18 protein-coding genes are annotated in these 18,407 nt (G+C 67.9%); 9 read left to right on the top strand and 9 right to left on the bottom strand.

The annotated features are described in order from the left end of the window. Positions 1-136 precede the first annotated feature (136 nt). On the bottom strand, positions 137-1,699 hold the full coding sequence (locus WT16_RS04845) for an AMP-binding protein (RefSeq protein WP_063532807.1): 1,563 nt from the start codon (positions 1,697-1,699) through the stop codon (positions 137-139). A gap of 141 nt (positions 1,700-1,840) precedes the next feature. Here WT16_RS04845 and ybaK point away from each other — a divergent pair, with 141 nt between their 5' ends. Both ybaK and plsY read left to right on the top strand, forming a co-directional pair. Beyond that, positions 1,841-2,332 carry a Cys-tRNA(Pro) deacylase gene (gene ybaK, locus WT16_RS04840; protein ID WP_059932041.1) on the top strand — a complete coding sequence of 164 codons (492 nt, stop codon included), beginning with the start codon at positions 1,841-1,843 and terminating at the stop codon, positions 2,330-2,332. Between the two features lie 109 nt (positions 2,333-2,441). Continuing rightward, a complete protein-coding gene (gene plsY, locus WT16_RS04835) occupies positions 2,442-3,050 on the top strand; it encodes a glycerol-3-phosphate 1-O-acyltransferase PlsY (RefSeq protein ID WP_063532806.1) in 609 nt (202 codons plus the stop codon). Positions 3,051-3,107: 57 nt separating this feature from the next. Here the strand turns inward: plsY and WT16_RS04830 are convergent, their stop codons facing one another. Beyond that, complete coding sequence (locus WT16_RS04830) at positions 3,108-3,593, bottom strand: YajQ family cyclic di-GMP-binding protein (RefSeq protein ID WP_059932043.1); 486 nt, start codon at positions 3,591-3,593, stop codon at positions 3,108-3,110. 135 nt (positions 3,594-3,728) lie between these two features. Between WT16_RS04830 and murB the strand changes: the two genes are divergently transcribed. After that, positions 3,729-4,778: a UDP-N-acetylmuramate dehydrogenase gene (gene murB, locus WT16_RS04825; RefSeq protein ID WP_063532805.1), complete on the top strand. Its 1,050-nt coding sequence runs from the start codon at positions 3,729-3,731 to the stop codon at positions 4,776-4,778. Between the two features lie 93 nt (positions 4,779-4,871). Here the strand turns inward: murB and argF are convergent, their stop codons facing one another. Next, complete coding sequence (gene argF / locus WT16_RS04820) at positions 4,872-5,801, bottom strand: ornithine carbamoyltransferase (RefSeq protein WP_009911459.1); 930 nt, start codon at positions 5,799-5,801, stop codon at positions 4,872-4,874. A 414-nt stretch (positions 5,802-6,215) separates the two neighbouring features. On the opposite strand from argF, the gene WT16_RS04815 reads away from it, so the two are divergent. Then, entirely contained in the window at positions 6,216-6,539 is a 324-nt protein-coding gene (locus WT16_RS04815) for a DUF3579 domain-containing protein (RefSeq protein WP_006024777.1), read from the top strand. A gap of 182 nt (positions 6,540-6,721) precedes the next feature. On the opposite strand, the gene rpsT is transcribed toward WT16_RS04815, so the two are convergent. Next, positions 6,722-7,000 carry a 30S ribosomal protein S20 gene (rpsT, locus tag WT16_RS04810; RefSeq protein ID WP_004189743.1) on the bottom strand — a complete coding sequence of 93 codons (279 nt, stop codon included), beginning with the start codon at positions 6,998-7,000 and terminating at the stop codon, positions 6,722-6,724. Between the two features lie 415 nt (positions 7,001-7,415). Between rpsT and murJ the strand changes: the two genes are divergently transcribed. Next, positions 7,416-8,966, top strand: coding sequence for a murein biosynthesis integral membrane protein MurJ (gene murJ, locus WT16_RS04805; protein ID WP_063532804.1), 1,551 nt, complete (start codon positions 7,416-7,418; stop codon positions 8,964-8,966). A 9-nt stretch (positions 8,967-8,975) separates the two neighbouring features. Further along, positions 8,976-9,818 carry a tetratricopeptide repeat protein gene (locus tag WT16_RS04800; protein ID WP_006024779.1) on the top strand — a complete coding sequence of 281 codons (843 nt, stop codon included), beginning with the start codon at positions 8,976-8,978 and terminating at the stop codon, positions 9,816-9,818. 49 nt (positions 9,819-9,867) lie between these two features. On the opposite strand, the gene WT16_RS04795 is transcribed toward WT16_RS04800, so the two are convergent. From WT16_RS04795 to lpxK, 5 genes are all read right to left on the bottom strand, one after another. Continuing rightward, positions 9,868-10,626, bottom strand: coding sequence for a 3-hydroxyacyl-CoA dehydrogenase (locus WT16_RS04795; protein WP_009911462.1), 759 nt, complete (start codon positions 10,624-10,626; stop codon positions 9,868-9,870). A gap of 199 nt (positions 10,627-10,825) precedes the next feature. Beyond that, the gene (gene adk / locus WT16_RS04790) at positions 10,826-11,488 is read right to left on the bottom strand and encodes an adenylate kinase (RefSeq protein WP_063532803.1); all 663 of its coding nucleotides are present in this window, start codon (positions 11,486-11,488) and stop codon (positions 10,826-10,828) included. 209 nt (positions 11,489-11,697) lie between these two features. Next, positions 11,698-12,489 (bottom strand): 3-deoxy-manno-octulosonate cytidylyltransferase, encoded by a 792-nt coding sequence (gene kdsB / locus WT16_RS04785; protein WP_063532802.1) that lies wholly within the window; start codon positions 12,487-12,489, stop codon positions 11,698-11,700. 134 nt (positions 12,490-12,623) lie between these two features. Continuing rightward, on the bottom strand, positions 12,624-12,830 hold the full coding sequence (locus WT16_RS04780) for a Trm112 family protein (protein ID WP_006024783.1): 207 nt from the start codon (positions 12,828-12,830) through the stop codon (positions 12,624-12,626). After that, positions 12,811-13,839, bottom strand: a complete 1,029-nt coding sequence (gene lpxK / locus WT16_RS04775; RefSeq protein ID WP_043282042.1) for a tetraacyldisaccharide 4'-kinase — start codon at positions 13,837-13,839, stop codon at positions 12,811-12,813. The genes WT16_RS04780 and lpxK overlap by 20 nt, the downstream gene beginning before the upstream one ends. Positions 13,840-14,289: 450 nt before the next feature. Between lpxK and xseA the strand changes: the two genes are divergently transcribed. The 3 genes from xseA to WT16_RS04760 all read left to right on the top strand — a co-directional run bounded on the left by xseA (position 14,290) and on the right by WT16_RS04760 (position 18,165). Then, complete coding sequence (gene xseA, locus WT16_RS04770; protein WP_006024785.1) at positions 14,290-15,672, top strand: exodeoxyribonuclease VII large subunit; 1,383 nt, start codon at positions 14,290-14,292, stop codon at positions 15,670-15,672. A gap of 192 nt (positions 15,673-15,864) precedes the next feature. Further along, positions 15,865-16,443 carry a superoxide dismutase [Fe] gene (gene sodB, locus WT16_RS04765; RefSeq protein WP_006024786.1) on the top strand — a complete coding sequence of 193 codons (579 nt, stop codon included), beginning with the start codon at positions 15,865-15,867 and terminating at the stop codon, positions 16,441-16,443. Positions 16,444-16,878: 435 nt separating this feature from the next. Further along, positions 16,879-18,165, top strand: a complete 1,287-nt coding sequence (locus tag WT16_RS04760; protein ID WP_041861751.1) for a hypothetical protein — start codon at positions 16,879-16,881, stop codon at positions 18,163-18,165. Positions 18,166-18,407 lie beyond the last annotated feature (242 nt).

The raw sequence follows: 18,407 nt of genomic DNA, 5'->3' as shown, positions 1-18,407 counted from the left end.
GTTGCAATCGGGGGCGCCGTTGCGCGCGTGATCGTCGGAGTCGATGCGCGCGGATCTCGGCGTGCGCCGGCATCCTCGTCTCGTTCGCGCGGCTGCGGGCTCACCGACGAGCGGCGTGATCGCGGGCCGCGCCGAATCATCGCATCTCGCGCAACCGGTGCTTGAGCACCTTGCCCGTCGACGCGGCAGGCAGCGCGTCGAGCGCGCGGATTTGCGCGGGGCGCTTGTACGGCGCGAGCCTGTCCGCGCACCATTCCTTCAGATCGCCTTCGGTTGCGGCCGCGTTCGGCGCGAGCTCGACGAACGCGATCACTTCCTCGTCGCCTTCGACCGCGCGTCCGATCACCGCGGACTGCACGACGTCCGGATGTGCGTTCAGCGCCTGCTCGACTTCGGACGGATAGACGTTGAAGCCCGAACGGATGATGAGTTCCTTGCTGCGGCCGACAATCGTCACCGCGCCGTCGGCGCCGGCGCGCGCGAGGTCGCCCGTCTTCAGCCAGCCGTCCGCCGTGACCGCCGCGCGCGTGCCCTCCGGATTGCGGTAGTAGCCGAGCATCACGTTCGGCCCGCGCACCCACAGCTCGCCGACTTCGCCCGGCGCGACATCGGCTCCGTTCGCCGCGCAGAAGCGCACGGCGACGCCCGGGATCGGCACGCCGACCGAGCAATCGGCGCGCGGCGCGTCGATCGGCGTTTGTGCGATCGTCGGGCTGCTCTCGGTCATTCCGTAGCCGTTGTGCAGCGGCAGGCCGTAGACGCGTTCGACGCGCGCCTTCAGATCGGCGTCGAGCGGCGAGCCGCCCGAGTACGCGAAGCGCAGGTGCGGTGCGTGCCACGCATGCCCGTGCGTGCGCAGATGCTCGAGCAGTTTCGCGTGCATGGCGGGCACGCCCTGGAAGATCGTCACGCGCTCGTCGACGAGCGCGCGGCGCAGCGCCTGCGGCGAGAAGCGGGGCGCCAGCCTGAGCGTCGCACCCGCGTAGAGGCTGCCGAGGCAGACCGACGCGAGCCCGTACACGTGCGACACGGGCAGCACCGCGTAGACGATGTCGGCGGGCGCGACGCGCCGCAGTGCGCTCGACACCGCGGCGACGAACAGCAGATTGCGGTGCGACAGCATCACCCCCTTCGGCGTGCCGGTCGTGCCCGTCGTATAGACGAGCGCCGCGCACTGGCGTGCGCCGTCCGCCTCGACCGGCTCCGCGCGCGGGCGTGCATCGATCGTGTACGACCACGCGCCGATGTCGAGCTCGAACGGCGCGGCCGGCTGCGCGCCGCGTCGCTCGGCGTGGGCGTGCGCATCGGGCGACGTGCCGGTGACGAACGCGATCAGGCGCGGCTGCGCATGCGCGGCGATCGCGTCGAGCTCGGCCGCCGAGAGGCGCGCGTTCGACACGATCGCCCACGCGTCGAGTCGTGTCGCCGCGAACAGCAGCACGATCTGCGCGATGCTGTTCTCCGCGACGATCATCACGCGGTCGCCGCCTTGCACGCCGAGGCCGCGCAGCCGGTCCGCCGCCGCGTCGATTGCGCGCGCGAGCTGCGCATACGTGAGCCGACGGGCGTCCTCGATCAGTGCGACGTGATCGGGCGTGCGCTCGGCGACGAGCACGGGCAGCGCCGCGATTCGCGACGGCAATGCGCCGATCAGCGCATCGACGTCGATCGCCGCGCCGGTGGAAAACTCGATGGTCATGGTTTCTCCGATGAATCAGCGCGAGCGCGGTGTCGCGCGCGTCGCCGATCGTGTGGCGACGATCGTGCCACGCAGCCGCCGCGCGGACAATCTGCCATTCGGACAATGGTCCCGCGCGCCGCGAGCAATTAAAATGCGCGCATGAGCAAATCCAAACACGTTTCCGAAACGCCCGCGACGCAGTTCCTGCGCCGCCACGGCGTTGCATTCGGCGAGCACGTCTACGAATACGTCGACCACGGCGGCACGTCCGAATCGGCGCGGCAACTGGGCGCCGACGAGCACGCGGTCGTGAAGACGCTCGTGATGGAAGACGAGCACGCGAAGCCGCTCATCATCCTGATGCACGGCGACCGCACGGTGTCGACGAAGAACCTTGCGCGGCAGATCGGCGCGAAGCGCGTCGAGCCGTGCAAGCCGGAGGTTGCGAACCGGCATTCGGGCTACCTCGTCGGCGGCACGTCGCCGTTCGGCACGAAGAAGGCGATGCCCGTCTATGTCGAATCGACGATCCTCGATCTGCCGTCGATCTACCTGAACGGCGGCCGGCGCGGCTATCTGGTGAGCCTCGCGCCGGCGGTGCTGACGACGCTGCTGAACGCGCGGCCGGTGCAGTGCGCGAGCGTCGACTGAGGGTTTCACCCGCATGGCGCGCCGCGCCGCTTCGGTAGAATGAGCGCCGCCGCGGCTTCGCGATCGAGGCCGCCCATCCAACCCATACGTTGAAACAAGAGTCCTTCGCATGCAGATCCTGCTCGCTACCGTCGCCGCCTATCTGATCGGATCGGTGTCGTTCGCCGTCGTCGTCAGCGCCGCGATGGGGCTCGCCGACCCCCGCTCGTACGGCTCGAAGAATCCCGGCGCGACCAACGTGCTGCGCAGCGGCAACAAGAAGGCGGCGATCCTCACGCTCGTCGGCGATGCATTCAAGGGCTGGCTCGCGGTCTGGCTCGTCAGGCGCTTCGGCATCGGCGGCGAGATCGGCGTCGCGCTCGCGGCGATCGCCGTATTCCTCGGCCACCTGTATCCGGTGTTCTTCCGCTTCCAGGGCGGCAAGGGCGTCGCGACCGCGGCGGGCGTGCTGCTAGCCGTGCATCCGGCGCTCGGCCTCGCGACCGCGCTCACGTGGCTCATCATTGCGTTCTTCTTTCGCTATTCGTCGCTCGCGGCACTGGTCGCGGCCGTGTTCGCGCCGGTTTTCGACGTGTTCCTGTTCGGCACGCGCAACAATCCGGTCGCGTGGGCCGTGCTCGCGATGAGCGTGCTGCTGATCTGGCGGCATCGGTCGAACATCTCGAAGCTGCTCGCCGGCGAGGAAAGCCGGATCGGGCGAAAGAAAACGGGCGCGTGATTCGCGCGCTCGCCCGCGGCGCGAGTATGAGCCGCCCACGCGCCGCCCGTCCGGGCGTCAGTCGCGGAAGTTGTTGAAGTCGAGCGGCGTATCGGTCACTTCCTTGCGCAACAGCGCGATCACGCTTTGCAGATCGTCGCGCTTCGCGCCGGACACGCGCACCGCGTCGCCCTGGATGCTCGCCTGCACCTTGATCTTGCTGTCCTTCACGATGCGCACGACCTTCTTCGCGAGGTCGCCCGACACGCCTTTCTTGATCGTCACGACCTGCTTGACCTTGTCGCCGCCGATCTTCTCGATCTTGCCGTAGTCAAGGAAGCGCACGTCGACGTTGCGCTTCGCCATCTTGCCGATCAGCACGTCCTTGACCTGGCCGAGCTTGAAGTCGTCGTCGGCGTAGAGCGTGAGTTCGCGCTCCTTCTGCTCGACGCGCGCGTCGGAGCCCTTGAAGTCGAAGCGGGTCGAAATTTCCTTGTTCGATTGCTCGACTGCGTTTTTCACTTCAATCATGTTCGCTTCGGAAACGACGTCGAACGATGGCATGGCATTCTCCTGTAGAGCGTGCCGCACGCGGCCAGCGCACGGGCACTCGCTATAATTGCGGACGACCGCCATTTTACCGGCGCCCCTACATTTGCCCAAGGCCGCGGACTTGACCGCGCGCCGGCGCAACCGCGAATGCCGATGTTCCATCCCGATTCCTCCGTCCAGTTGCTTCCCGACTATCCGCTGCGCGCGCACAACACGTTCGGCTTCGATGTGCGCGCGCGCGTTGCGGCGCGGATCGGCTCGCCCGGGCAGTTCGCGTCGCTCGCGCGCGACCCGCGCGTCGCGGGGCTCGACACGCTCGTGCTCGGCGGCGGCAGCAACGTGGTGTTGACGGGCGACTTCGACGGCCTCGTGCTGCTCGACGAGATCCGCGGCCGCGCGCTCGCGCGCGAGGACGACGACGCGTGGTACGTCGAGGCGGGCGGCGGCGAGAACTGGCACGCGTTCGTCGAATGGACGCTCGCCGAAGGCATGCCGGGGCTCGAGAATCTCGCGCTGATTCCGGGCACGGTCGGCGCGGCGCCGATCCAGAACATCGGTGCGTACGGGGTCGAGATGAGGGAGCGTTTCGCGTCGTTGCGCGCGGTCGAGCTCGCGACGGGCGAGATCGCCGAATTCGACGCCACGCGCTGCGCGTTCGGTTATCGAGACAGTTTCTTCAAGCGGGAAGGGCGCGGCCGTTTCGCGATCGTGTCGGTGACGTTTCGGCTGCCGAAGGCATGGACGCCGCGCATCGGCTATGCGGACGTCGCGCGCGAACTCGCCGCGCGCGGCATCGACGCAAACGTCGCGCGCGCGCGCGACGTGTTCGACGCAGTCGTCGCGATCCGGCGCGCGAAGCTGCCCGATCCGCTCGAGCTCGGCAACGCGGGCAGTTTCTTCAAGAATCCGGTGATCAACGCGCAGGCGTTCGCCGCGCTGCGCGCGCGCGAGCCCGACGTCGTGTCGTATCCGCAGCCGGACGGGCGCGTGAAGCTCGCGGCCGGCTGGCTGATCGACCGCTGCGGATGGAAAGGGCGCGCGCTCGGCGCGGCGGCCGTCCACGAGCGGCAGGCGCTCGTGCTCGTCAATCGCGGCGGCGCGTCGGGCGCTGACGTCCTCGCGCTCGCGCGTGCGATTCAGCGCGACGTGCGCGAGCGCTTCGGCGTCGAGCTGGAACTGGAGCCGGTATGCCTGTAGGCGGGGCGCGGCCGGGCGCATCGGCCGCATCGGCGGTAGACCGATAAAAAAACCTCGCTGTCGATCAGCGAGGTTTTTTGTCGCGCCCGTGCGTCAGTGGTTCAGGCGCCCGAGCAGCAGGAACTCCATCAGCGCCTTTTGCACGTGCAGGCGATTTTCCGCCTCGTCCCACACGACGCTTTGCGGGCCGTCGATCACGCTCGCCGCCACTTCCTCGCCGCGGTGCGCGGGCAGGCAGTGCATGAAGAGCGCGTCGGGATTCGCGTGCGACATCATCTCCCCGTCGACGCACCAGTCGGCGAACGCCTGCTTGCGCGCCTCGTTTTCCGCTTCGAAGCCCATGCTCGTCCACACGTCGGTCGTGACGAGGTCCGCGCCCTTGCACGCTTCGTTCGGATCGTCGAACACCTGATAGAACAGCGCGCTTTCCGCGTCGACGAGCTTCGCGTCGAGCGCGTAGCCGGGCGGCGTCGACAGCCGCAGCTTGAAGTCGAGGATGCGCGCGGCCTGTATCCACGTGTACAGCATGTTGTTCGCGTCGCCGACCCATGCGACCGTCTTGCCGCGAATCGGGCCGCGATGCTCGTAATACGTGAAGATGTCGGCGAGCACCTGGCACGGGTGGTACTCGTTCGTCAGACCATTGATCACGGGCACGCGCGAATTCTCGGCGAAGCGCTGGATGATGTCCTGCTCGAACGTGCGGATCATGATGATGTCGACCATTCGCGAGATCACCTGCGCCGAATCCTCGACGGGCTCGCCGCGGCCGAGCTGCGTGTCGCGCGTGCTCATGAACACGGCGTGGCCACCTAGCTGGAATATCCCGGCCTCGAACGACAGGCGCGTGCGCGTCGAGCTCTTCTCGAAGATCATCGCGAGCGTGCGGTCGTGCAGCGGGTGATAGGTCTCGTAGTTCTTGAATTTGCGCTTCAGGATACCCGTGCGTTCGAGCACGTACTCGTAGTCTTCCAGCGAGAAATCCTTGAACTGCAGGTAGTGACGAATGGTTTTGGCGGTCATGAAACGGAATACGGCGGACTCAAACCGGCGGCGAACGCGCCGGACGGCGCCGCCGTCGGATGTGATAACTCGAACCAGCATAAAGGATTTTTTATGCTTTGACGAGCCGCGCGGCGCGGCCGCCGGGCGCTCGCCGCGCCGCCGCGCCGATTTCCGGCATGCCTCGACACGACGCGCAATGGCGCGCTGCGGTATAATTTCAAGGTTTTCTCAAGCCCGGCGGGCAAGGTTCATGCCTGGTCTGCCGGACACAATCGGCCGACGTGACGGCTTGCCTGCGCGCGATGCGCCGCAAGCCGGAATGCACGGTCGGGTGCGCTCGTCGAGAGCCGCCGCGAAGCCGCTTCCATTGTGTTCGAAGTGTCCAGGCGCAACGGCGCCGGAGCACTGCTGGGCCGTCACTTGGGTACCCTCATGGCTGAAACTCTCCCGACCGAATATTTCATTCAGGGCATCACGAAAGATGGGAAGAAGTTTCGGCCGAGCGACTGGTCCGAGCGTCTCGCAGGCGTGATGTCGTGCTACGGTCCGGGGGCGAGCGGGCCCAATGCCCGCCTTCAATATTCGCGCTACGTGCGGCCGACGCTGCTCGGCGATCTCAAGTGCGTGATCGTCGATGCCCGGCTGCGCGATGTCGAGCCGATGGCGTTCGATTTCGTGATGAATTTCGCTAAGGACAACAACCTCGTTGTCACCGAGGCGTGCGAGCTGCCCGATTACAGCAAGACGCAAAAGTAGGCGAAACGGCTGCGCTTCGGCAATGAGGCGAGGGCGGGCGACGCAGGCGGGCGTGGATCGGGCCGCGGCGGCCGAGCGTCGTGAGAGCGGCGAAAATCCGAAGCAAAAAAGCCCGCGTGAAGCGGGCTTTTTTGTCGATCGCAGAGGAAACAGGGCGCCCGCCTTGCGGGCGCGCCGGATCTTTACTGCGCGGCTTGTGCCTGCAGGCCCTTGACGGCTGCGGAGAGGCGGCTCTTGTGGCGAGCGGCCTTGTTCTTGTGAACGATCTTCTTGTCGGCGATCGTGTCGATCGTCTTCGTCGCGGCCTTGAAGAGTTCGGCGGCCTTTGCCTGATCGCCGGCGTCGATCGCCTTGCGGACGGCCTTGATCGCGGTGCGGAATTTCGAACGCAGCGCCGAGTTGTGCGAGTTTGCCTTCGCTGCCTGGCGGGCGCGCTTGCGTGCTTGTGCGGAGTTAGCCATGACGGTTCCTTATCCTGTCCTGTTTCCAGAGCTTGGAGCCTGACGGCCAAGCGCTGCTTTTCGATCCGACTCCCGGGAGCGATTGCCCGGGAGCGCAAAAAAAACGTCGGTTTTAACCGAGGCCGGCCGACGCGCTTGACCGCGAAACGACGCTTGGGCGACGCACGCAACGCACGCGTATCGTATGACAGGCTCAGAAACCGACAATTATAACAACAAAATCAAGCGAGTGACAAGCGCAAGACGCATTCGCCGAAACGCCGGCGCGGGCGTCCGTGCCGATATGTCGACGGCGGCGCGCCCATGACCGGATGCCTCTCGCAGGTCCGCCCGCGCCGGTACGCCCGCGCCGGTACGCCCCTTTTGCTCGAACGTATCGGTCGCCGTCGCCCGAGGTCCGTATAATAAGCGCCCCATGAATCTATTCCGAGCCCTGCTGACGGTCAGCGGCTTCACGCTGCTGTCGCGCGTGACCGGACTGGCCCGTGAGACGCTGATCGCCCGCGCGTTCGGCGCCAGTCAATTCACCGACGCGTTCTACGTCGCCTTCCGCATTCCGAACCTGCTGCGCCGGCTGTCCGCCGAAGGCGCGTTCTCGCAGGCGTTCGTGCCGATTCTCGCCGAGTTCAAGAATCAAAAAGGGCATGATGTGACGAAAGCGCTCGTCGACGCGATGTCGACCGTGCTCGCGTGGGCGCTCGCATTCCTGTCGCTCGCCGGGATCGCCGGCGCGTCGTGGGTCGTGTTCGCGGTCGCGTCGGGGCTGCGCGCGGACGGGCAGGCGTTCCCGCTCGCCGTCGCGATGACGCAGATCATGTTCCCGTACATCGTGTTCATTTCGCTCACGACGCTCGCGTCGGGCGTGCTCAACACATACAAGAGCTTCTCGCTGCCGGCGTTCGCGCCCGTGCTGCTGAACGTCGCGTTCATCGTCGCGGCCGTGTTCGTCGCGCCGTATCTGAAGGTGCCCGTCTACGCGCTCGCGTGGGCGGTGATCGCGGGCGGCGTGCTGCAGTTCGCGGTGCAGTTGCCGGGGCTGAAGAAGATCGACATGGTGCCCGCGATCGGCGTCAATCCGATGCGCGCGCTCGCGCATCCGGGCGTGAAGCGCGTGCTTGCGAAGATGGTGCCCGCGACGTTCGCGGTGTCGGTCGCGCAGTTATCGCTGATCATCAATACGAACATTGCGTCGCGGCTCGGGCAGGGCGCCGTGTCATGGATCAATTACGCCGACCGGCTGATGGAATTCCCGACCGCGCTCCTCGGCGTCGCGCTCGGCACGATCCTGTTGCCGAGCCTGTCGAAGGCGCATGTCGACGCCGATCCGACCGAGTATTCGGCGCTCCTCGACTGGGGACTGCGGGTCACGTTCTTGCTCGCGGCGCCGAGCGCGCTCGCGCTCTTCTTCTTCGCCAAGCCGCTGACGGCGACGCTCTTCAACTACGGCAAGTTCGACGCGCACACGGTCACGATGGTCGCGCGCGCGCTCGCGACATACGGGATCGGCCTCGTCGGCATCATCCTCATCAAGATCCTCGCGCCCGGCTTCTATGCGAAGCAGGACATCAAGACGCCCGTGAAGATCGCGGTCGGCGTGCTCGTCGTCACGCAGCTATCGAACTACGTGTTCGTGCCGATCATCGGCCATGCGGGGCTCACGCTCAGCATCGGCGTCGGCGCGTGCCTGAATTCGCTGCTCCTCTTCATCGGGTTGCGCCGCCGCGGCATCTACCAGCCGTCGCCCGGCTGGCTGCGTTTTTTCGCGCAGCTCGCGGGCGCGTCGCTCGTGCTCGCCGGCGTGATGCACTGGCTCGCGATCAACTTCGACTGGACCGCGATGCGCGCGGCGCCGCTCGAGCGGATCGCGCTGATGGCCGCCTGCCTCGTTCTGTTCGCTGCACTATATTTCGGTATGTTGTGGCTGATGGGTTTCAAATACGCGTACTTCAGACGGCGCGCCAAGTAACGGACCCCAATGACTCGCGTTCTCGACTATTTCAGTTCGCTCGTCGCCGAAGACGACGGCCTGCCGCTCACCGAGGCGGCGCTGTCGCTCGCGCAGGACGCCTATCCCGACGTGGACCTGCAAGGCGTGCTCGCCGAGCTCGATGCGCTCGCCGCGCGGCTCGCGAGGCGGCTGCCGGACGGCGCGGGCGCGAGCGAGAAGCTCGCGCTCCTGAACGACTTCTTCTTCCGCGAGCTCGGCTTCGCGTGCAACCATAACGACTACTACGATCCGGACAACAGCTATCTGAACATGGTGCTCAAGCGCCGCCGCGGGATTCCGATTACGCTCGCGGTGCTGTATCTGGAGCTTGCCGGGCAGGTTGGCGTGCCGGCGCGCGGCGTGTCGTTTCCCGGGCATTTCCTGCTGCGCATCGCGCTGCCGGACGGCGATTCGATCCTCGATCCGACGACGGGGCGCTCGCTGTCGGAACCGGAGCTCGTCGAGATGCTCGAGCCGTACGTCGCGCATGCCGAGGGCGGCACGGCGAGCGTGCTGCGCGCGCTGCTGCAGCCGGCGACGGAACGCGAGATCGTCGCGCGGATGCTGAACAACCTGAAGGCCGTCTATTTGCAGACGGAGCGCTGGCAGCGGCTGCTCGGCGTGCAGGAACGGCTCGTGATCCTGCTGCCGGGGCAGCTCGACGAAGTGCGCGACCGCGGCTTCGCGTACGCGCGCCTCGACTACCTGCGTCCCGCGCTCGAGGATCTGCAGACGTATCTCGGCGAGCGGCCCGACGCGGTCGACGCGACGATCGTCGAAGCGCAGGTCAGCGAGTTGCGGCAGCGGATGCAGCGCGACGACGACGATTGAGCGGCGGGGCGGCCGGGCGGGGCGCCCGACGGCCGCGCGCGCCGCTTCGTTACTTCGGCTGCATCCGGATCGCGCCGTCGAGGCGGATCACCTCGCCGTTGAGCATCGGGTTCTCGACGATCTGCTTGACGAGCATCGCGTACTCGGCCGGCTTGCCGAGGCGAGGCGGGAACGGCACCATCGCGCCGAGCGCGTCCTGCACTTCCTTCGGCATGCCGAGCAGCATCGGCGTCTCGAAGATGCCGGGCGCGATCGTCATCACGCGAATCGCGTTGCGCGACAGGTCGCGCGCGATGGGCAGCGTCATGCCGGCGACGCCCGCCTTCGACGCCGCGTACGCGGCCTGGCCGATCTGGCCGTCGAACGCGGCGACCGACGCGGTGCTGACGATCACGCCGCGCTCGCCGGTTTGCGCCGGCTCGTTCGCGGCCATCGCGGCGGCTGCGACGCGAATCATGTTGAACGTGCCGATCAGGTTCACGGTGATCGTCTTCGCGAACAGCTCGAGCGGGTGCGGGCCGTCCTTGCCGACCGTCTTCGCCGCGGGCGCGATGCCCGCGCAGTTGACGAGCCCGCGCAGCGTGCCGAGCTTCGTCGCGGCGGCGACGGCCGCCTGCGCGTCTTCTTCGCGCGCGACGTCGCACTTGACGAACACGCCGCCCAGCTCGCGCGCGAGCGCTTCTCCCGCTTCCTGATTCAGGTCGGCGAGCACGACCTTGCCGCCCGCCTCGGTCAAGAGGCGCGCGGTGCCCGCGCCGAGCCCGGACGCGCCGCCCGTGATCAGGAAGACGTTGTCGCGAATCTCCATGTTTGCTCCTTCTCCTTGGATTGATTGGAATGAATGTCGATCGAATGTCGTGAAGCGACGCGCGCGCTGCGACGATTGTACGAGCGAGCGCCGAAGCCCGGCGCGAAGCGAACGACCGGACGAAAAAAAACCGCCCGGGGAGGGCGGTTCCTTCGTCATCGTCACGCGTGCGGCATGCGCGGCGCACGCCGCGGCGCGATTATTTCAGCGCGTCGAACACGCGCGCGCGGATTTCGTCGACAGAGCCGAGGCCGGAGATCTTCCGGTACGCGGGCGCCTTCAGGCCGTTCTCCGCGCCGCGCGCCGCCCAGTCGCCGTAGTACGCGATGAGCGGCTTCGTCTGCGCTTCGTACACGTCGAGGCGCTTCTTCACCGTCTCTTCCTTGTCGTCGTCGCGCTGGATCAGGGGCTCGCCCGTCACGTCGTCCTTGTCCTCGACCTTCGGCGGGTTGAACTTCACGTGGTACGTGCGGCCCGACGCCGGGTGCGTGCGGCGGCCGCTCATCCGTTCGATGATTTCCGGGAACGGCACGTCGATTTCAAGCACGTAGTCGATCGCGACGCCCGCTTCCTTCATCGCGTCGGCCTGCGCGATCGTGCGCGGGAAGCCGTCGAACAGGTAGCCGTTCGCGCAGTCCGCCTCCTTCAGGCGCTCCTTGACGAGGCCGATGATCAGCGAATCCGGCACGAGCCTGCCTTCATCCATGTACGTCTTCGCCTCGACGCCGAGCGGCGTGCCGGCCTTCACGGCGGCGCGCAGCATGTCGCCCGTCGAGATTTGCGGGATGCCGAACTTTTCCTTGATGAAGTTTGCCTGGGTGCCCTTTCCCGCGCCGGGCGCGCCCAACAGGATCAAACGCATGGTGATATCTCCGGTATGTGAATGCTTTGGCGCGAGACGCTACGGGAACCGCTGCGCGGCTCGGCGACCCTGCCGCAAGCGCGATCGGCCGGTCTGACTGCGGCGGGTCGAAAGCGACGCGCGGCGGCCGGCGAATGTCGGGCTTGGGGCGGAATCTCGGTGAGCGGCGCGGGCGGATCGCTCGCACAATCGCCCGATTATGCCATGGGTTATTTGGCGCGAGACCGAAAAAGGGCCTGCACGCGTTCGAGATCAGCCGGCGTGTCGATGCCGGCCTCGGGCGCGTGCTCGGTGACGAGCACCGCGATCCGCTCGCCGTGCCACATCGCGCGCAGTTGCTCGAGCTGCTCGGCCGCCTCGATCGGCGCCTGCGCGAGCGTCGGATACGTGCGCAGGAAACGCGCGCGATAGGCGTAGAGGCCGATGTGCCGATAGACGGGGCACGTCGGCGCGGGCATCGCCGCGACGTTCGGCCAGTGCGGCAGGTACGCGTCGCGCGACCACGGAATCGGCGCGCGCGAGAAGTACAGCGCGACGCCGTTCGCGTCGAGCACGACCTTCACGTAGTTCGGATTGAACACCTCGTGCGCTTCGTGAATCGGGTGCGCGGCCGTCGCGATCGCGCACGACGGATGCGCGGCGAGGTGCGACGCTACGTCGCACACGAGCTGCGGATCGATCAGTGGTTCGTCGCCCTGAACATTGACGACGATCGTGTCATCGCCGAAGCCGAGCTTCGCGGCGACCTCGGCGAGGCGGTCGGTGCCGGACGGGTGGTCGGCGCGCGTGAGCACCGCGTCGAAGCCGTGCTCGCGCACCGCGTCGAGCACGCTTTGCGCATCGGACGCGACGAGCACCTGCTGCGCGCCCGCTTCACGCGCGCGCTCGGCGACGCGCACGACCATCGGCTTGCCGCCGAGATCGGCGAGCGGCTTGTTCGGCAGGCGGGTCGACGCGAGACGGGCGGGGACGACGGCGACGAAAGGGGGCGGGGAGGTCATCGGACGGGCGCGAAGCGCAAAGGGTTCGAAAAATGCGCCCGCGTGACATGCGGGCAGCAGCGTTGGATCGGGCGGGCGCCGGCCTGGCGCGAGCGCCCGGACGGCGCGACGGCGGCGGTCGCGCCGCGTGTGCGTCAGCGGCCCTGGGCCGGGCCGGCCGGATCGACCGGCGTGCCTTCGACGGTCTGCCGCGCTTCGTCGACGAGCATCACCGGGATGCCGTCGCGGATCGGATACGCGAGCTTGTCGGCGTTGCAGACGAGCTCCTGCGCGCCGCGGTCGTAGTGGAGCGGGCCCTTGCAAATCGGGCAGACGAGGATTTCAAGCAGACGTGCGTCCACGGAGTTTCTCCACAACGAGAGCGATAAGGCGGGGATCGAGCGCGGCTTCGACCGGGACGACCCAGATGCGAGTGTCGCGCCACGAAGTCCCCAATTTTACTGCATCCTTCTCGGTGATCAGGATCGCGTCGAAATGATCGTCGGCGAACGGGTTCGTGGCGAACGCGTAGTGGTCGGGCAGCGGGCGCGTCGCGGGCGTGACGCCCGCCGCGCGCAGCGTCGCGAAGAAGCGCTCCGGCGCGCCGATGCCCGCCGCCGCGAGCACGCGCTCGCCCGCGAACTGCGCGAGCGGCCTGCGGCGCGACGGCCGATCGAGATGCCATGCGTCGCCGGGCGCGAGCGCGAGCGCGAACGTGTCGGGCCACGGCGGCAGCGCGCGGCTGTATGGATCGTTGACGAGCGTCGCGTCGCGGCGGCGCGACAGCGGTTCGCGCAGCGGCCCGGCCGGCAGCAGGAAACCGTTGCCGCCGAGGCGATGATCGAACACGACGATCTCGACTGCGCGCGCGAGCCGGTAGTGCTGCAGGCCGTCGTCGCTCACGACGACGTCGACTTCGGGGTGCGCGGCCTTCAGCGCGCGCACGGCCGCGACGCGGTCCGGGCACACCCACACGGGCGCGAGCGTGCGGCGCGCGATCAGCAGCGGCTCGTCGCCCGCCCGCTGCGGCGGCGACTCGGGCGTGACCGCGGTCGGCGCGACGATCTTCGCGCCGTAGCCGCGCGACACGACGCCGGGCGTGAAGCCCGCAGCGCGCAGCGCGTCGACGAGCGCGATCACCGTCGGCGTCTTGCCGGTGCCGCCGACCGTCACGTTGCCGACGACGACGACGGGCACGCCGCAGTCGACGCGTTTCTTCCAGCCGCGCGCATAGGCGGCGCGGCGCAGCGCGGCGATCGCGCCGAACGCGCATGCGAAGGGCGCGAGCGCCCACGCGAGCGCGCCGCGGCGCTGCCATTCGCGAGTGAGGCGCGCTTCGGCGCGCGCGAGCAATCCCGGCCGAGCGCTCATGACGCGATGCGCGAGGCGCCGCGCGGCGCGGCTGAGGACGGATTCGTCAACACGGTTTCTCCGGATGGCGGCGGGCGGCCGCGCGGTCTTCGAAAGGCGGCACTCTAGCGCGCCCGCCGCGCGGCCCGCAAGTCGCGCGGGCGCGGCATGCGGTGCGCGCCGCATGGCCGCGTGCGTGAACGGCCTGTGGATAACTCTGTGAAAAACTCCGCGTCGAAGCGTTCGTCAAGGCCGTGCGGCGGGCTTCCAGTCGGCGCAATGCGTGTTGGGCTCGATAAAAAAACCATTGAAATCAAGCATTTGATCGAAATCATCAGGGGTTTCGGGGCGATTGTTACAACCCCGTCCCCGTTTCGCGCGCCGTGTGGACACCTGGGCGGCCCGCACGCGCGGCTTGCCGCGCGCGCCGAGGCGGTCTATCGTTGGGCGCCTGAAATCTTCCGACCGTCCATGCATTCCGAAACCACCTTTGCCGGCTCCGGCGGCGCGCCCGCGGGCGACGGCGTCATTCCCGTGTCCGCGCTCAACCGCGCGATCGGCACGATGCTCGAGCGCACGTTCCCGCTGCTGTGGGTCGCGGGCGAAGTGTCGAACTTCACGCGCGCGGCGAGCGGCCACTGGTATTTCTCGATCAAGGATCAGCAGGCGCAGATGCGCTGCGTGATGTTCCGCGGCCGCGCGCAACACGCGGAGTTCATGCCGCGCGAAGGCGACAAGATCGAAGTGCGCGCGCTCGTCACGATGTACGAGCCGCGTGGCGAAGTGCAACTGAACGTCGAGGCGATCCGGCGCACCGGGCAGGGGCGGCTCTACGAAGCGTTCCTGCGGCTGAAGGCGCAGCTCGAGGCCGAAGGGCTCTTCGCGCCCGAGCGCAAGCGGCCGCTGCCGACGCATCCGCGCGCGATCGGCATCGTCACGTCGCTGCAGGCGGCCGCGCTGCGCGATGTGCTGACGACGCTCGCGCGCCGCGCGCCGCACGTGCCGGTGATCGTCTATCCGGCGCCCGTGCAGGGCGCGGGCGCGGCGGAGAAGCTCGCCGCGATGGTCGAGACCGCGAACGCGCGGCGCGAGGTCGACGTGCTGATCGTCTGCCGCGGCGGCGGCTCGATCGAGGACTTGTGGTCGTTCAACGACGAGGGGCTCGCGCGCGCGATTGCGGCGAGCGACGTGCCCGTCGTCTGCGGCGTCGGCCACGAGACCGATTTCACGATCGCCGATTTCGCGGCCGACGTGCGCGCGCCGACGCCGACCGGCGCGGCCGAGCTCGTGAGCCCGCAGCGCGCGCTGTTGCTGCGCGAGCTGGGCGACCGGCGCAACGCGCTCGCGCGCGGCTTGCGGCGCGGCCTCGACTCGCGCGCGCAGCAGCTCGACTGGCTCGCGCGCCGCCTGATCAGCCCGGCCGAGCGCCTGCAGCGCCAGTCCATGCACGTGGGGCAACTCGCCGCGCGGCTCGCGGCGGCGGGCGCGCGGCCCGTGCGCGACGCGCGCGCGCGTTTCGCGCTCGTGCAATTGCGCTGGCAGCGCGCGCGGCCCGACGTCACGCAGGCGCGGCAGGTGCTCGCGACGTTCGCGCAAAGGCTCGATGCGACGCTGCAGCGGCGTCTCGAACGCGACACCGCGCGCGTCGCCGCGTGCGCGGCGCGGCTCGAGGTGCTGAGCCCGCAACGCACGCTGGAGCGCGGCTACGCGGCGATCATCGACGCGCAGACGGGCCGCGCGGTGCGCGCGCCCGCGGCGCTCAAGCCGCAGCGCCGGTTGACCGTGCATCTCGCCGAGGGCTCGGCCGACGTGTCGCTCGCCGATGTGCAACCGCGTCTTTCGGATACGTTCTGACCCGTTCTGACCCGGCGACGCACGCGCGGCACGCGGACGTCGCGCGTCTTGCGCATGCCGCGCGAGCGTCGATTTTTCGGATGAGACGGATAAAGGCCCGCGAGTTTGCGGGGTTATTCGGACTCGCCTACAATCGGGCGTTCCGCGGCACCCAACACTGTCCTCCCTACATACACTTCGAAGGAACCGATCATGGCTCATACGCTCCCGCCGTTGCCGTACGCTGAAGACGCCCTCGCTCCGCACATCTCGCAGGAGACGATCCAGTATCACTACGGCAAGCATCACCAGGCTTATGTGACGAACCTGAACAACCTGATCCCTGGCACGGAATTCGAGAGCCTGCCGCTGGAAGAGATCGTGAAGAAGTCGTCGGGCGGCATCTTCAACAACGCCGCGCAGATCTGGAATCACACGTTCTTCTGGAACAGCCTGTCGCCGAACGGCGGCGGCGCGCCGACGGGCGCGCTCGGCGACGCGATCAGCGCGAAGTGGGGCTCGTTCGACGCGTTCAAGGAAGCGTTCACGAAGGCGGCGGTCGGCACGTTCGGCTCGGGCTGGGCGTGGCTCGTGAAGAAGGCGGACGGTTCGCTCGACATCGTGTCGACGAGCAATGCGGCCACGCCGCTCACGACGGCCGACAAGCCGCTCCTTACGATCGACGTGTGGGAGCACGCTTACTACATCGATTACCGCAACGCGCGTCCGAAGTTCGTCGAAGCGTTCTGGAACATCGTGAACTGGGACTTCGCCGCGAAGAACTTCGCTTAAGGCGCGCCCGTCATCTGACGATTACAGTTCGGAAAAAATCGAGCGATACATAGTGACGAGATCTCGAATCAGTCTCGGCGAAGAAGCCCTCCATCGGAGGGCTTTTTTTTCGTCTTTAACGGGGGCCCACCCTACTTGCGTCAGGTTGCCATTCCTTCAGCGGATTGGCCGGTAGCCGTGAATGTCGGCATCGACGAGCGAAGCGCATCCGCTCGTCGGGGGACGAATCGCGGCGGCCGGCGAGTTCGCTCGTTCAGCGCGCGCTTCGCGTGAGCGGGCGCGATCCCGTCGTTGTTTTCGGGGCATGGCGTTGTGCTTGCCATGCCCGATTTCGCCGGGCGGCGGTGATCTCGCCGTCGCCCGGCATTCAGTGTGCCGTCGCGTCCGGGGGGGCGCGGTACTTTTCTTGGCTTGTAGAAAAGGTAGACAGACAATATGGCACTCTTACGAGGCACTCGTACCTTGATCGGCGCAACGCTTTGCGCGTCCGTGACGCTGATGACCGCCGCTTGCGGCGGCTCCGACGGCTCGGGCGGCGCACCCGGCGCCAGCGCCTTCAAATCGCCGCACGGCTCGGGCACATCGAGCGGTACCGGCACGTCGAGCACCACGGGCACGACCAGCACCACCAGCAGTACCACGAGCAGCACGAGTACCGGCACGCAGAGCACGATGGCGCTGCAGATCGCGGATTTCATCCTCGCTCAGCAGGACATCAACGGCGCGATTCCGGACGAGGCGGGCACGGACACCGCCAATACGGACTCCGACATGGAGTACGCGCTGATCGGCCTCGCGGCCGCATACGGCGCGACGCATGACGCGAAGTACCTGACCGGCCTCGAGAAGGGCATCGCGTGGCTCGCCGCGCGCGAGGAGATGACCGATCCGGCTTGGCGGGGCAGTTGGCGCTATGCCTACTCGATGACGCCGCCGTACGCTGCGATTGCGACGTCGCCGGGCACCGGGATTGCCGACGTGCGCGGCGTGGACGCGACGTCCGCGCTGTTCGTCTACCTGCTTTATCTCGACCGACAGTTGACGGGCAGCACGGCGCTCGTCACGCAGTACGGCGCCAATGCGCGCGCGGCGCTTGATTTCGTGCTCGCGAAGAACATCAATCCGAGCGGCTACTCGGGCAGCTCGTGGCAATTGCCCGTCGGCAGCACCACGTGGCAGTTCTGGCCATACGAGTACGCGGCGGATCAGGGCGACGTCTATCTCGGCATGAACGCGGGCGCGCTGCTGTTTCCGGACAATCCGAACTACGCGGCAAAGGCGGCTTTCCTGAGGAACAACGTGCCGTCGCAGTTCTACATGGCGGACGCGCAGCGCTATTCGGTCGGCCGCGACACGGGCGCGCCGCTCGACGCGGATCTCGGCATCGATACGATCTTCCCGCAGGGCTACCTGCCGTGGGTGTTCGGCTCGAATTCGCAGAGCATCGGCTCGATCCAGTGGATGACCAACCAGACGGCCGCCGACGGCAGCATCCGCTCGCCATCGACCGACCCCGCGTACGCGCTGTCCGACGTGATCCTGCTGCTCGGCGCGCCGACGCAGGGCATGCAGGCGCCGTCGACGACGCTGCCGTGGATCGTGAACAACGTGCTTGATCCGCGGACGCACGGCATCCACGACTACCCCGGCTCGCCGGATCAGGAGACGAACGTCTCCGGGTTCGCGGTCGCGGCGTTGCTCGGGATGAAGGCGTTCCCCTGATCGGCGCGTGAGTCCGGCAGGCGGCGGCGAGCGCCGGCCGGACTGAGTCGTTGCCGCCGGGCGCCCTTGACCGGGGGCCCGGCTCGTCCGCGCGGCCGGCGACGGCGGTGCGGGCGGGCCGCAGCGATTGCGCCTGCTCGTCTCGGATCGGATGCGCATCGCAAGGAACGTCCGCGCGATCCGCGTTCATGGCTTTCCCCGAATTTCGTTTCTTCGTCTCGTCATCCGCACGGCGACGCACG

The organism is Burkholderia sp. MSMB1589WGS (assembly GCF_001636105.1).
In the GTDB taxonomy this organism is placed as follows: domain Bacteria; phylum Pseudomonadota; class Gammaproteobacteria; order Burkholderiales; family Burkholderiaceae; genus Burkholderia; species Burkholderia humptydooensis.
The sequence above is the reverse complement of the archived record's forward strand: the minus strand, read 5'-3'. Positions and strand labels throughout refer to the sequence as shown.